13 protein-coding genes and 3 tRNA genes are annotated in these 14,273 nt (G+C 54.1%); 11 read left to right on the top strand and 5 right to left on the bottom strand.

The window, feature by feature from the left end; genetic code table 11:
* Positions 1 to 33: 33 nt before the first annotated feature.
* Genes WA928_RS00080 through WA928_RS00070 form a run of 3 tightly spaced genes read right to left on the bottom strand, consistent with a single transcriptional unit; the run spans position 34 to position 2,899 of the window.
* Positions 34 to 1,347 (bottom strand): TRAP transporter large permease, encoded by a 1,314-nt coding sequence (locus WA928_RS00080; protein ID WP_424298087.1) that lies wholly within the window; start codon positions 1,345 to 1,347, stop codon positions 34 to 36.
* A gap of 12 nt (positions 1,348 to 1,359) precedes the next feature.
* Positions 1,360 to 1,872: a TRAP transporter small permease subunit gene (locus WA928_RS00075; protein ID WP_424298085.1), complete on the bottom strand. Its 513-nt coding sequence runs from the start codon at positions 1,870 to 1,872 to the stop codon at positions 1,360 to 1,362.
* A 19-nt stretch (positions 1,873 to 1,891) separates the two neighbouring features.
* A complete protein-coding gene (locus WA928_RS00070; RefSeq protein ID WP_424298083.1) occupies positions 1,892 to 2,899 on the bottom strand; it encodes a TRAP transporter substrate-binding protein in 1,008 nt (335 codons plus the stop codon).
* Between the two features lie 369 nt (positions 2,900 to 3,268).
* Here WA928_RS00070 and WA928_RS00065 point away from each other — a divergent pair, with 369 nt between their 5' ends.
* Positions 3,269 to 4,546, top strand: coding sequence for an MFS transporter (locus tag WA928_RS00065; protein ID WP_424298081.1), 1,278 nt, complete (start codon positions 3,269 to 3,271; stop codon positions 4,544 to 4,546).
* Here WA928_RS00065 and WA928_RS00060 read toward each other — a convergent pair.
* Positions 4,543 to 5,232: a class I SAM-dependent methyltransferase gene (locus WA928_RS00060; protein WP_424298079.1), complete on the bottom strand. Its 690-nt coding sequence runs from the start codon at positions 5,230 to 5,232 to the stop codon at positions 4,543 to 4,545. The two genes, WA928_RS00065 and WA928_RS00060, sit on opposite strands and share 4 nt — an antisense overlap.
* 152 nt (positions 5,233 to 5,384) lie before the next feature.
* Here WA928_RS00060 and WA928_RS00055 point away from each other — a divergent pair, with 152 nt between their 5' ends.
* Complete coding sequence (locus tag WA928_RS00055) at positions 5,385 to 6,434, top strand: metallophosphoesterase (protein ID WP_424298077.1); 1,050 nt, start codon at positions 5,385 to 5,387, stop codon at positions 6,432 to 6,434.
* A gap of 272 nt (positions 6,435 to 6,706) precedes the next feature.
* Here WA928_RS00055 and WA928_RS00050 read toward each other — a convergent pair whose 3' ends face one another.
* Positions 6,707 to 7,879, bottom strand: coding sequence for a methionine aminotransferase (locus WA928_RS00050; RefSeq protein ID WP_424298075.1), 1,173 nt, complete (start codon positions 7,877 to 7,879; stop codon positions 6,707 to 6,709).
* A gap of 270 nt (positions 7,880 to 8,149) precedes the next feature.
* On the opposite strand from WA928_RS00050, the gene WA928_RS00045 reads away from it, so the two are divergent.
* The 9 genes from WA928_RS00045 to WA928_RS00005 form a co-directional block, all read left to right on the top strand.
* Entirely contained in the window at positions 8,150 to 8,356 is a 207-nt protein-coding gene (locus WA928_RS00045) for a cold-shock protein (protein ID WP_350381297.1), read from the top strand.
* A gap of 1,032 nt (positions 8,357 to 9,388) precedes the next feature.
* Positions 9,389 to 11,305, top strand: a complete 1,917-nt coding sequence (gene mnmG, locus WA928_RS00040) for a tRNA uridine-5-carboxymethylaminomethyl(34) synthesis enzyme MnmG (RefSeq protein WP_424298072.1) — start codon at positions 9,389 to 9,391, stop codon at positions 11,303 to 11,305.
* Positions 11,302 to 11,973 (top strand): 16S rRNA (guanine(527)-N(7))-methyltransferase RsmG, encoded by a 672-nt coding sequence (gene rsmG, locus WA928_RS00035; RefSeq protein WP_424298070.1) that lies wholly within the window; start codon positions 11,302 to 11,304, stop codon positions 11,971 to 11,973. Before mnmG ends, rsmG begins: the two co-directional genes overlap by 4 nt.
* Positions 11,963 to 12,775, top strand: a complete 813-nt coding sequence (locus WA928_RS00030) for a ParA family protein (RefSeq protein ID WP_350381302.1) — start codon at positions 11,963 to 11,965, stop codon at positions 12,773 to 12,775. Before rsmG ends, WA928_RS00030 begins: the two co-directional genes overlap by 11 nt.
* A gap of 32 nt (positions 12,776 to 12,807) precedes the next feature.
* Positions 12,808 to 13,746 carry a ParB/RepB/Spo0J family partition protein gene (locus WA928_RS00025; protein ID WP_424298068.1) on the top strand — a complete coding sequence of 313 codons (939 nt, stop codon included), beginning with the start codon at positions 12,808 to 12,810 and terminating at the stop codon, positions 13,744 to 13,746.
* A gap of 39 nt (positions 13,747 to 13,785) precedes the next feature.
* Positions 13,786 to 13,872: transfer RNA gene (locus WA928_RS00020), tRNA-Tyr, on the top strand.
* Positions 13,873 to 13,930: 58 nt separating this feature from the next.
* Positions 13,931 to 14,004: transfer RNA gene (locus WA928_RS00015), tRNA-Gly, on the top strand.
* Positions 14,005 to 14,036: 32 nt separating this feature from the next.
* Positions 14,037 to 14,111, top strand: a tRNA-Thr gene (locus WA928_RS00010).
* A gap of 37 nt (positions 14,112 to 14,148) precedes the next feature.
* The coding region (locus tag WA928_RS00005) for a GTP-binding protein (protein WP_424298128.1) at positions 14,149 to 14,273 on the top strand (125 nt) is incomplete at its 3' end.

Here is a 14,273-nt window from a genome sequence, read left to right as displayed (position 1 = left end):
TCCTTTCGTCAAAAATAAATGTGATGTCTTGAATTACTTGCCGTACAGGTTGTTCGGTAACCAAAGTGCAATATCGGGCCAGTACAGCAAAATGATGGTTGCTGCACACATGATGAAAAAGAAGGGTACGGAAGCCCTTACCACTGAGGCGATACTTGCTTTTGAAATGCCCTGGATAATGAACAGATTGAAACCCACCGGGGGCGTAATCTGCGCCATCTCGATCATGATGACCATAAACACACCAAACCAGACAGGATCAAATCCGGCACTGACCATCAGTGGCAAAGTGATGGGCAGGCTCATGACCGTAATCGAGATACCATCCAGGAACATACCCAACAGCAGGTAGAACACCGCCATCACCAAGACTAGGCCGCCAGGCGACAAATCCAGCGTAGTGATGAGCGCTGCCACGTTCTGCGGTACATGAAGGTAGCTCATGGCTGTGGACAAGAAGGCCGCCGAAATAAGCAACGAGGTGATCATGCATGAGGTGACGATGGACGACAGCAGCGCGTTGCGCATGACGCCCAGATTAAATTGCCGGGTCAGCACAATGAGCAGCAACGTACTGGCTACCCCGATGGCGGCGGATTCCGACGGCGTTGCGATACCTGTATAGATCAAGCCCAAAACAACTGCCATAAGAGCAATCAGCGGCAACAGCTGGCCAATACCTCTGATTACTTCCAGCAGGCTGACCGGCGTCGGATCGCTGGGCGCAAGCTGGGGCTTCACCAGGCACGCAACCGCGATATAGCCGGAATACATGAGGGCCAGCATAATGCCGGGAAACACTCCCGCAGCGAAGAGCCGCGAAATGGATACCTCCGCAAGGACGCCATAAACAATCATGACTATGGAGGGCGGGATCAGTAGCCCCAGGCTGCCTGCCCCAGCCAGGGAACCAAAAGCCAACTGGCGCGAGTAACCACGCTTATCGAGCTCAGCCAACGTAATCTGGCCAACTGTGGCCGTAGTAGCCGCACTGGAGCCGCTGATGGACGCAAAAAGTGCCGAACCAATCACATTGGTATGCAGCAAGCCCCCCGGCACGCGCCTGACCATTGGTGACAGGCCATTGAACAGCCTCGAGGAGATATCCGTATGAAACATCATCTCGCCCATCCAGACAAATAACGGGATAGCTGACAGCTCCCAGGATGTCGAGGCACGATTAAGAATGGTGGCCATAATCGTGCCGATTCGAAAGAACGAAAAATCCAGTATGAAATGCAGGCTGAAAATACTCACCAGGAGCAAGCCAATAAATACATAGACACCCAATCCGAGGAAAAACAGGACAAGCGCCAGGACGGAGATAACAACAAAGAGCGGATCCATGAGCTTGCCTTATTAACGGGCCTGGGAAGGCGTGATGAAGAGTGCCAGGATGGACGCGAACGTTTGCAAAATAAAGGCGTATAGGCCCAGAAGCATGAAGGTTTGTGGCATCCAGATAAGGACTTGCGCCATACCAATGCTGCGTCTGCCATTCAGAAAATTCGTATGCGCAATACGAGTCATGAAATACGCCAGGAAAATTGCCGTCAGCAAAGCCAACACAAGACCAACAGCGTCCAGCCACTTTTTACTGTTTTCACTCTTTAGCAAGGCGGGGATCAACGTGACCCGAATCAATCCATCACGCGTCTGGGCATATGCCAATGACCAAAAAATAGTGGCGCCAATGGCATACCCCACCAATTCGTCCATCGTGTGCGTGGACGTACCAAAGCCCACGCGCAAGACAATATCAAGCAGGATATGACCCACGGAATAAACCAGCAGCAGACCACTCACCCAGGCGCCCAACACAGACACCCGTGCCGTCAAGGATATGTAGCGGTCACAAAAATATCGGATCATGGTGACTGCCTTCGTAGTTTTAGTGTTTGCGCCCAATGGCGGTGTAGTAAGCATCCAGCGTGCTCTGGCCATCTGCACCTGTTTTTTGCATCCAGCTATCAATAATGGGCTTGGCTGCAGAAGTCAGCGCTTGCATGATGTCTGCAGGCGCTGTTTTCTGGATGTGCACGCCTTCCTTTGCCATCTCGACAAAATTGCCTTCCTGGCGTTTGACTACCCCTTCCCAACTAACAGCCTCAGCTTTCAGAGATGCGTCGACGATCGCTTTTTTCTGATCATCACTCAGGTCGTTGTAAACGTCCTTGTTCATATGAGTGACATTGAGCGACATGGAGTAGTTAAGGCTTGTGAAATACTTCAGGTGTTCCCAAAACTTGGCATTGGATCCACCCTCTGTGGAAGTGAGTACCGCATCAATACCACCAGCAGCCAACTGAGGAACAACATCACCCCAATTGAGTTGAACCGCATTAGCATGCGCATTGATGAGAGTTTGTGTACCCGTAGCATCCCAGGTACGAATCTTGAGTGATTTGAAGTCATTCAGTGACTTGACCGGTGTCTTGGACCAGAGGCCAGCCGGTGTCCAGGGTGTTGCATACAACAGCACCTGGTTGTTCTGATCGAATATTTTTTGATAGTAAGGCTTGGAAATTTCCCAAAGCTTCTTAGCTTCCTGTGCTGAATTAGCCAGAAAAGGAAGCGAGGACAACAAGAAATAAGAGTTGATACCGCCCAAAGTTGTGATATTGGAATTTGCAATGGGCACAGCACCCGACCCCACCATGTCAAATTGGTCTTGGGAACGGTATCCCATAGAGCCACCAAACTGATTCTTGATGACGATCTCACCCTTGGTTTCTCGCATCAGTACATCCCCAAAGGCACGTTGGGCCTCCGCAGGCAGGGAGGTGTCGTTGTATTCATTCGGCATATCCCAGATTTGCTTAGCTTGGGTCGGGCCCGCGAAAGCAGTTGCACACAAGAATGATGTCGCAAGCGCAAATTTGAAGCTGAAAGTCTTCATGACGGCGTCTCCAGTTGTTGTAGTTCCCCACACCTGTGGGCTTCTTCAGGCAAACAATGCAATACCAGGCTCTGATGCAGCCATGGCTTTAAGGAAACTAATTTTAAGTATGAGGGCGTAACTCCAGGAAAACCCTGACTTTTCTCCTCGCTACAGTTTTTTGGCTTCGACCTTATTAGATAATTTGGCGCCCTGAAGTATTGTGTCGGAACCAGGCACAAGCGGCATTTCTAACTTTCACTTAACATCCCGGTGTATGAATTTTCCAGACGCCCCAAGGCCCACACAAAAACTTTCCGTGACGCCCAGATCAACAGTTTGCCCATGCAGACCTTGACTCCCAAAGCCTCCCCACCCCCTGACTCAGCCATGCCTGCAAATCTTATCCACCGCTTGGGACAGCGTTACGCCTTTGTTGTTGTGGGCGTAATTTTTCTGTGCCTGCTGTTTTCTGCGGGCTTGCGAGCCACCCCCAGCGTGTTGCTCGACCCCCTTGAACAAGCTTTTGGCTGGAATCGCAACATCACTTCGCTGGCAGCAGCGATCGGCATCTTCTTTTATGGCATGGTCGGGCCCTTTGCGGCAGCGGCCATGGATCATTTCGGCTTGCGGCGTGTCTTGCTGGGTGCTCTGTTGGTGATGGCAGGTTCATCCGCCGCCAGCGCATACATGAGCCAAACCTGGCACCTGATCGTCTTGTGGGGCTTTTTCTCGGGTGTAGGGTCTGGTGCCGTGGCAGCCGTGCTAGGCGCCACCATTGCCAATCGGTGGTTTACAAAGCACCGTGGCCTGGCCATGGGCATCCTGACGGCCAGTACCGCCACAGGCAACCTGATCTTTTTACCCCTGCTGGCTGCCCTGGCATCTTCCGGCGACTGGCGCTGGGCCGTCTGGGCCGTGGCGTTTGCCATGCTGCTGATGCTGCCTCTGGCCTGGTATTTTGTACCCAACCAGCCCGCGGATGTTGGGCTCTTGCCCTATGGCAGTAATCCCGATCTACCCCCTGCCCCAACCACACCCAAAATAGGTTTACTGGCCTCTGCGTTTGGCGCACTGGGCAGGGCAGCACGCACGCAAACATTTTGGTTTTTGTTTGCCACCTTTTGGGTGTGCGGCTTCACCACTAACGGCCTGGTAGGCACACACCTGATCGCCATGTGTGGTGATCACGGCATCTTGCCGGTTCAGGCAGCCGGATTGCTGGCACTGATGGGTGTTTTCGATCTGGTGGGTACCACGGCCTCGGGGTGGCTTACCGACCGCTACGATCCGCGCAAATTACTGTGCATGTATTACGGACTACGCGGCATCTCGCTGATCTTGCTGCCCTATAGCGATTTCTCACTCTACAGCTTGTCGATCTTTGCTATTTTTTATGGGCTCGACTGGATCGCCACGGTACCGCCAACCCTGCGTCTGGCCACAGACGCCTTTGGTGACCGCGACGCACCCGTGGTGTTTGGCTGGATTGTGGCCGGGCATCAAATAGGCGCTGCAACCGCAGCATGGATGGGCGGCTATATGCGCGATTCTACCGGCAGCTACCTGACCGCCTTTGTGTTGTCGGGTGCCACCGGGCTGATTGCTGCAGTCATTGCCTTATTGATCAAGCGCCAGCAAACACCCGCCCCATTGGCCGCGGCCTAATCAGGCAAGCGGCCCACTTGCGGCAATCCAATATCTGCCTGTTCTCGCCGATAACAGCACACCCGTGCGGGCGGCACGTTAAGCCAGGCGTAGCGCACGGATTGTTGGCTGAAGCCGTCGGCCAAAGCCTCTTGAGCGCCCCACAACGCGTAGGTAAATTGCACCACATTGGCCCCTGGCGACAAACAGGCACGCCATTGCAAAACCACATCTGCAACCATATTGGCCGGCAAGGAACGCAAAGGCAGGCTGGATACGATGGCGTCCACATGCATATTGGCAGGCAGCAATGCCTGTAAATCGGCTGCGTCGCCCCCCACCACCGTCAGCGCGGGGAACCGATGGCGCAGGTGCTGAACAAATGCGGGGGATTGCTCGACCACCCAGAGGCGGTTGGCTGGGACGCCGGCATCCAGCAATGCCTGGGTAACTACCCCGGTACCGGCCCCCAGCTCGACAATCAAGCCGTCACCCGTCTGGGAAATTTGTGCTGCCATCAGGCGAGCCAGCTGTCCCGAGCTTGGCCACACAGCACCGACAGCCCCTGGACGTACCAACCATTCTTTTAAAAACAGGCTGGCAGCAGGGCCGCTTCGTGCTTTACGTAATAGGCGCAGAGCACTGGCCTGATATTGACGCAAATTTTGTAGCAGTGGCCAAGTGCTGGCACTGAAATTTTTCAGCATTCAGGTCTCCGGTTTGGATAACACGAGACTACGTCGACACAATGAGCACTGCCTTAGGAAGGCCGTAGAAAGTATAGCGTTGGTAACAGCCGTTGAGGAGCCCCCGGTTTACGCCCATTGTCCAGAAGCCACCCCGGGCGGACAATAGTCCGATGAACCCTACACTTGTCCACACGCTTCCAGAACAACCGCTGGCAATTATCGGTGATATTCATGGCGAGATCGAAGCCCTTGATGCACTGCTCAAGCACCTGAAGCACCACCCGGTTTTCAAGCATCGCCTGTTGGTTTTTATTGGCGACCTCTGCGACCGCGGACCCGATAGCGTCGCTGTCATCCAGCGAGTGCAGTCACTGGTAGACGAAGGGCGTGCCCTGATGATCTTGGGCAACCACGAAATCAATCTTCTGGCACACGATGCCAAGGACGGCTCCGGTTGGTACTTTGACAGCCGGGAGGCTGCCGACAGGCCCCACTATGCCCCATTTAAGCGGGCAAGCGCGTCACAACGTCCGGCAATTCGCAACTTTTTCTGTCAGTTGCCAATGGCCATCCAGATGCCGGGCCTGCGCATCATCCACGCAGCCTGGGACGCTGCATCGATAGAAGCCATTGCACAGGTTCCACTGGGCACCATTCTGGGCTATATCCACGAATGCGATCTCAAAATACAAGAGCTTGCAAAAAAAGATGATCTTCACGCACGCTACATCGCCGAACATGAGCGTTGGGGCAAAGAACTCGAAGATCCCAACAATCCACCTCCTTATCTCGATGCAGTTGCAGACTTTGAATCCCTGCAGCAGCGCTGCAGTCCAATCAAGCGGCTCACATCCGGCATCGAAGCCCGAAGCCCACAGCCGTTTTACTCAGGCCACCGCTGGCGCTACTCCGACAGGATTGCCTGGTGGGATCAGGACCCAGACCCTACCCCTGTGGTGTTTGGGCACTACTGGCGGCTTTTTCAACCCCCTACAAAGCTGGATGCCTGGCGCTATAGCCGCCTGTTCCAGAACATCACGCCAACTGCCTGGCATGGCAATCATCACCAGGCGTTTTGCGTGGATTACTCCGTAGGTGCCCGCTGGAGCGAGCGAGCGCAAGGGGGCACAGTCAGTGCACGGCGTTATCGCCTGGCTGCCCTGATGTGGCCCGAGCGCGAGCTCGTGTTTGATGACGGCCAGCAGCTTCCCACCACTTAAATCACTCTGTGGATAACTCTAGAGCGCCGAACTTGTGCATGGCATGTGGATGAGAGTTGCATAAGTAGGGTTCTGTTGTACCTGGCAAAATGTATCCCCAATTGATCCAACAGGCAGTCACAGATTCGTCCACCGTAAAAAGTCGGCTAACACATTGATGGAACTCATTTTTTTCACTTATGCCACTTATCCACAGGGCTCCATTATTATTATCAGTTAGATATAAAAGATAAGAACAAACAAAACATACACATTGCCAGCAACAACGCCCGCTAAACGCGGGTCAGGCGCTCGATCGCAAAATCCAGTGTGCTATCCTGCTTCGCGAAGCACAGACGCAACAGGTGATGATTGGCCTGAGATGCATTGGGATTTTGATAGAACGCAGAGACAGGAATACTGGCCACGCCTGCCTCCTTCGTCAGTCGAATCGCCAACGCCTTCTCCGATGTGTTGCCAACTGCTATTGTGTCGACTAGTAAAAAAAACGTGCCTTCACACAACAGCGGCCGCAATTTGCTACCCTGCAAACCTGCTATCAGGCGATCACGTTTTCGTTGGTAAAACGCAGACAGTTGTGCAATGACCGAGCTGTCCTGCAGATAGGCGGCTATTCCGGCCTGAACAGCGGTGTTAACCGAATACACCGCAAACTGGTGCACTTTTCTGATTTCCCTTGATATCTCCACAGGCGCACAGCAATAACCAACTTTCCAGCCAGTTGCATGAAGCGTTTTTGCAAAGGATGAAATCAAGACGCAACGGGCTGCCAGGCTTGGCCGATTAACCGGGCTGAGATATGGGCGGTTATCAAAGACGATATGTTCATAGGCTTCATCGGACAGCAGTAAAAACGGATACTTTTGAGCCAAGTCTTCAAGCGCATCCAGATCTTCTGCGGTCAGCACCCCCCCACCCGGGTTATGTGGAAAGTTCAAAATCAATAGCCGCGTGCTTGGATTTAATTCGGTTGCTACTGCATTCCAGTCCAGCGTAAAGCCGGGATGTTCTTCTGAGGGCGGCAGCATGGCTGCCCTCCTTACGATTCCGCCGGCCAGTTGCACGACAGGCGCATACATGTCGTAGGCAGGGTCAATCACGATCACTTCATCGCCGGGGCGTACCAATGCCAAAATGGTCGCGGTCACTGCCTCGGTTGCACCCGAGGTCACGGTGATTTCTGTGTTTGTGTCGTACTCGCACTGCTGATGTGCCAGAACCTTGTTGTTGATCACTTCGCGTAGCGTCTGGATGCCTTCCATGGGTGCGTACTGGTTTGGTCCATGCCGGATGGCATTGCATACTGCCTCCAACAAATCCGAGTCTGGTTGGAAATCGGGGAACCCTTGGCCAAGATTAATGGCCTCGGTTGCCCTGGCCAGCTGGCTCATTTCACTGAAGATGGTGTCGCCCACTAAGGGTAGTTTCGAGTCTATTTTGATCATAAATGTTGGATTTAAAATACTTTTCTAGGGTTCCAGGCAATTATTTATGCACAATTTCGCCAGCCCGGATACAATCTCGCATAAGGGAAAACTATGATTTGACTTTCGAGTAGTCGTGGTTATTCTCTTTGTTGCAATGCAATTCAAGCAGCACGCACGTCTCGCAGTAGGCTTGCCCTGTCGCATACCGCTACTCAGGCACGATCTGTTCCGTTTCCGCGTTCTTGATTCATTGTTGTTATCTTTCTTTTATTTAGGACGTACCAGATCATGGCTCAAACGGGCAAAGTCAAATGGTTTAACGCTGAGAAAGGCTTCGGCTTTATCACTCCCGACGCCGGCGGTTCCGACGTATTTGCACACTTCTCAGCCATCGAAGGCCGCGGTTATCGCAGCCTCAACGAAGGCCAAGCAGTTGAGTTCGAAGTCAAGGACGGCCCCAAAGGCCCTCAGGCGGCTGAAATCCGCCCGATGTAAGGCTTCTTGCTTTAGCTGCACCAGGCACCCTCACGGGTGCCTTTTGTTTTTGGACGCGTAAAAGTTTTACCTGGTTTTGCACAGGCTGTCCACCGATTATCCACATGGTTATCCTCGGTTCGACGATTAGGGAATTTGCATCATCGATTTGTGTTTCACGTGAAATATATGTGTTGACGTATGTTCTGTGCTTTGCGCGCTGTGTTGTGGTCGCAATCCCTTACAAAAGTTTAAATATTATGTTGTGGTCGATTTATCGCACGCTGTTCGGATCCTTTTTGGCTAGATTCTAGGGATAACTTGGCGGCTCTGTGGTACGGAACAATATATCTTTGGTACACGGGTGTTCCGATAATCTTTAGGTTTCATACGGTTCGGATTCTTGCGTCTGTGGTGTCGCATGCTCTGTGGGTTTTGGTGTTACTTACCTAAGATTGTTTGGCCTTCTATATGCTGGTTATGTTTCACGTGAAACTACCCTATCATCAGTGTTGGCGGATGTTTGACTTTGATGCACACCCTATTTCAGTTGTGAATAGAAACCTCTGACAACTACGATTTGCTCGTCTTCGATTCGTGAAGTGCTTCACCGTTAACTGGACATAGGGCATGTTTCACGTGAAACACCAGGTCTCATGGCTTAGATGTGCAAATGTTCGTGATCGATGGCAGCACGGAAATGTAGGGAATCAATTGCGGGCAAGGCAGTACCTCTGCACACAGAGAAGTGGTTTCATGATGTTCTGCATAACGCTAGGTGTTTCTCTTAAAACTAAGCTTGTCGTCATTTTTTGGTAGCAGCGATCTATTGGCGCCTTGGGATAAGACAAAATTTTATGCACGGCCGGCAGGAAGATTTGATCTCTCCAATGACCTATTTTGTTGTTATTAACGCTTCTCTGCATCTCCTAGGCGATGTATCGTTTCCGCACCTTATTGCTTCAGCAAAAAGTGCAGTCTTGTTTCACGTGAAACATAGTGATTTGAGAGTAGGCCGTTTTATAATACCCTTACTCTCTATTGGTTTTATTCATGAATTACTCTGAAGAATTTGACGTGTTGGTAATCGGTGGTGGTCATGCCGGCACTGAAGCCGCGCTGGCAGCCGCACGCATGGGCGCATCTACCTTGCTGCTTACCCATAATATCGATACCCTGGGCCAGATGTCCTGCAATCCGTCTATTGGCGGTATTGGCAAAGGACATCTGGTTAAAGAGATAGACGCCTTTGGCGGCGCAATGGCTTGGGCCACAGATCATGCCGGGATCCAGTTCAGAATCCTGAATCGCTCCAAGGGCCCTGCTGTGCGTGCAACCCGCGCGCAGGCAGATCGCTCTCTATATCGCCGTGTGATCAGGATGACATTACAGAGCCAGGAAAACCTAACGATTTTCCAGCAATCTGTCGATGATCTGATTTTGGAGGGAGATCGGGTTGTGGGCGCCAAAACCCAGATAGGGCTGGTGTTTCGTGCAAAAACCGTGGTACTGACGGCGGGCACATTTCTAAATGGCCTGATGCACGTTGGCTTGTCTCACTATGCTGCCGGCCGTGCCGGAGACCCCCCGGCCACTAGCCTTGGGCAGCGGCTGAAAGAACTGAAACTGCCGCAGGGCCGTCTTAAAACGGGTACGCCACCCCGTATTGATGCCAAAACCATTGATTTTTCGAAAACGCAGGTTCAGGCAGGTGATCTAGATCCTGTCCCTGTTTTCTCGTATCTGGGAAGAGCAGACATGCACCCAGATCAAGTGCCTTGCTGGGTCACGCATACTACTGAGCAATCCCATGAGATTGTGCGCGCTGGTCTTGACCGCTCACCGCTTTACAGTGATCAGGGCACCATCGAAGGGATTGGACCGCGCTACTGCCCATCCATTGAAGACAAAATTCATCGCTTTGCGGATAAAACCAGCCACCAGGTATTCTTAGAACCCGAAGGCGCATCCTCATGCGAGATCTATCCAAACGGGATCTCCACCAGCTTGCCATTCGACGTGCAGTACGCGCTGGTGCGCAGCTTGCCTGGGCTTGAAAATGCACGCATCATGCGGCCAGGTTACGCGATCGAATACGATTACTTCGATCCTCGCCATCTGCACGCCTGGCTTGAGACCAAAGCCATTTCAGGTTTGTTCTTTGCCGGCCAGATCAATGGCACGACGGGGTACGAAGAAGCCGCCGCTCAGGGTTTGCTGGCGGGTGCCAATGCTGCCTTGCGCGCTCAAGGAAGGGAGCCTTGGACAATTTCCCGGCAAGACGCATATCTTGGCGTCCTGGTAGATGATCTTGTAACAAAAGGTGTTACAGAACCTTACAGAATGTTTACGTCGAGGGCGGAGTACCGCCTGAGCCTTCGAGAAGACAATGCAGATCAGCGCCTTACAGAGTCGGGCCGCAGGCTGGGGTTGGTGGACGACATTCGCTGGGAGGCCTTTTGCCGCAAACGCGACGCCGTTGCCGCTGAAATGCAGCGGCTGCAAGAAACCCGGATCAACCCGGCGGTGCTCTCGGCGCACGACCGCGAGCAACTGGCGATCCAGCACGCGGATCGCCATCCCAGTTTGCTGGATCTTCTGCGTCGGCCTAATGTGCAATATGCCGATCTCATGACCCTGCAAAGTACCGAGGGTGTTGCGCTGGCGGGCCCCGGCCTGGCAGATACCGAGCAGGCCGAACAACTCAACATCCAGGTGAAGTACGCGGGCTATGTCCAGCGGCAGCGCCTGGAGATCGATCGTCAGCACGCGCAAGAAAGTCAAAGCATCCCGGGCGACTTCGATTACGCACATATCTCAGGCCTGTCCAACGAAGTACGTCAGCGCCTGCAGACTGCCCGTCCAACAACGGTGGGGCAGGCCAGCCGGGTGTCGGGTGTCACTCCCGCAGCGGTTTCCTTGCTGCTGGTGCACCTGAAGCGCTCACAAAGAAGCCAGCCAGCGGCATGACGGCAGACTTCTCTGAATTCCGCGACCGTTTATCTGCAGCCCTGGCAGCGCTGAATATGGCGGCGGATGCTGATCGTGCAGACCTCCTGCTGGGCTATCTGCAGCAGCTGCAGCGCTGGAACAAGGCCTATAACCTCACGGCCATCCGCCAGCCGGAAGAGATGCTGGTTCAGCATCTGTTTGACAGCCTGGCCGTTGTGCCGATATTGCGGCGGCACCGGGCGGGCCGTGACACCTCCGTGGCAGATATGGGTTCGGGCGGCGGTTTACCGGGTATCATTCTGGGGATCTGCGAGCCAGGCTGGCAAGTGGTGTGTGTTGATGCAGTGGGCAAAAAAACCGCTTTCATCCGCCAGGCCGCCGGAGTGCTGGGTTTAAGCAATGTCCGTGCTGTTCACGGCCGTATCGAAACCCTCGATAGCCTGCAAGCGGATATCGTGGTCTCCCGTGCGTTTGCGTCCTTGCAGGATTTTGTTCAGGTGTCTGCCCATCATTGTGCGTTAGGCGGCGCATTATGGGCCATGAAAGGCCAGTATCCCGAAAACGAAGTCGATGCCCTGAAGAACACCCAATGGATAGTGCGTTCCGTGGCCCATCTGCAGGTACCCGAAATGTCAGCACAACGTTGCTTGCTAGAACTCGGTTTGAAGGAAACCCATGACGCTTGAAACCCAAACACCAAGGGCCAAGGTTTTTTGCATCGCCAACCAAAAGGGTGGGGTGGGTAAAACCACCACAGCCATCAATCTGGCTGCGGCGCTGGCACTACACAGGCAACGCGTGCTGCTGGTCGACCTCGATCCCCAGGGTAATGCGACCATGGGCAGCGGTATTGATAAAAATACCGCAGATATCAACCTGTACCAGGTGCTCATTGGCGAAGCCACCGTCGTACAAGCGCGTCTGCGCTCGGAAACCGGGCAGTACGATGTGCTGCCCTCCAATCGCGAACTTTCGGGTGCTGAGATCGATCTGGTGGGTATGGAGCATCGTGAGTCGCAGCTCAAGCGTGCGCTGGATCAGGTGGCTGAAGACTACGATTTCATCCTGATCGATTGCCCACCCACGCTGTCGCTCCTGACGCTCAATGGCCTGGCGGGCGCTCATGGTGTCATTATTCCCATGCAGTGCGAATACTTCGCGCTCGAGGGGCTGTCCGATCTGGTCAATACCATCAAGCGGGTGTTCCGCAATCTCAACCCTTCGCTCGAGCTCATCGGCCTGCTGCGCGTGATGTTCGATACCAGGGTTACCTTGCAGCAACAGGTGTCCGAACAGCTCGAGTCACACTTTGGCGACAAGGTCTTCAAGACCATGATTCCCAGAAACGTGCGTCTGGCAGAAGCGCCCAGCCATGGCATGCCGGGGGTGGTGTACGACAAATCCTCCCGGGGTGCCAAGGCGTATCTGCAATTTGGCGAAGAACTGATTAAACGTGTTGGTGGCAAGGGCCGCCGACGCGCTGCCTGACGCAGGCAGCTTCAAAGACACAGGATTTCTCTATGGCTACACGCAAAAAAGGCTTGGGTCGGGGATTAGACGCTCTGTTGGGCGCTGATCGTCATGCACTGGATCAGGTCGGTACACAAGACAGCGATACGCCTCACCAACTGTCCGTCAAGGTTCTGCGTGCGGGGCGCTACCAGCCGCGCACCCGCATGGATGAAGGGGCCCTCAACGAGTTGGCGGAGTCCATCCGCGCACAGGGCATCATGCAGCCTATCCTGGTGCGCCCACTGGCGGCCAAGCTGGGGCACTACGAAATCATCGCTGGCGAGCGCCGCTTTCGGGCGGCCCAACTGGCAGGCCTGACCCAGGTGCCTGTACTGGTGCGCGAGGTTGACGACGAACACGCCGCTGCGATGGCCTTGATCGAGAACATCCAGCGCGAAGATCTCAATCCCCTCGAGGAAGCGCATGGGGTCAAGCGTCTGCTGGATGAATTTGGCCTCACCCACGAACAAGCTGCCAGCGCCATTGGTCGCTCGCGGTCAGCCACCAGCAATCTGCTGCGGCTGCTTAACCTGGCAGAGCCGGTACAAACCATGTTGCTGGCAGGCGACATCGACATGGGCCACGCCCGTGCCCTGCTGGCCACTGACGCAGCGCGCCAGATCATTTTGGCGCAAGAAGTCATTACCCGGCGACTGTCTGTGCGTGAAACCGAAAAACGCGTGGCACGGGCCTTGCGCGACGAAGACGAAGCCGTCTTTACGCAATCGGGCAATGTGGCGCGCGCCAAGCCCAGGGCAGGGGGCGGTGATCTTGGCCGTCTCGAAAAAGCACTGTCCGATCACCTTGCCACCCGTGTGCGCATCAAAACAGGTGCCCGCAAGGGTGGTCAGCTGGTGATCGACTTTTCCGACTGGGCGCACCTTGACGCTTTGCTGGATCGCCAGGGCTTGGGCCAGGTGATGGATCAGCAAGACGCCAACGCTTGACACGAAAAAAAAATATCTGCATAATTCGAAGTTCGCTTCGGTGGGGTGCCCGAGTGGTTAAAGGGGGCAGACTGTAAATCTGTTGGCCTTGCGCCTACGTTGGTTCGAATCCAACCCCCACCACCAAGCGGTCTTGTTTTCTTGGCCTCTGGCAAAGAAAACACATCAGCAGGGATACCGAATCGCGGGTGTAGCTCAATGGTAGAGCAGAAGCCTTCCAAGCTTACGACGAGGGTTCGATTCCCTTCACCCGCTCCAGCGGGTTTTTGTTGATGACATACATAGATACCGCCCATGTGGCTCAGTGGTAGAGCACTCCCTTGGTAAGGGAGAGGTCATGCGATCGATCCGCATCATGGGCACCAATATTTCGACCAGCGCTCATTTTTTCAGGAGTCAGTCATGGCAAAAGGTAAGTTTGAACGGACCAAACCGCACGTAAACGTCGGTACGATCGGGCACGTTGACCACGGCAAGACGACACTGACGGCGGCCATCACCACGGTGCTGGCCAAGGCGAGCGGTGG

Source organism: Castellaniella sp. (assembly GCF_049651205.1).
In the GTDB taxonomy this organism is placed as follows: domain Bacteria; phylum Pseudomonadota; class Gammaproteobacteria; order Burkholderiales; family Burkholderiaceae_B; genus Castellaniella.
The sequence above is the reverse complement of the archived record's forward strand: the minus strand, read 5'-3'. Positions and strand labels throughout refer to the sequence as shown.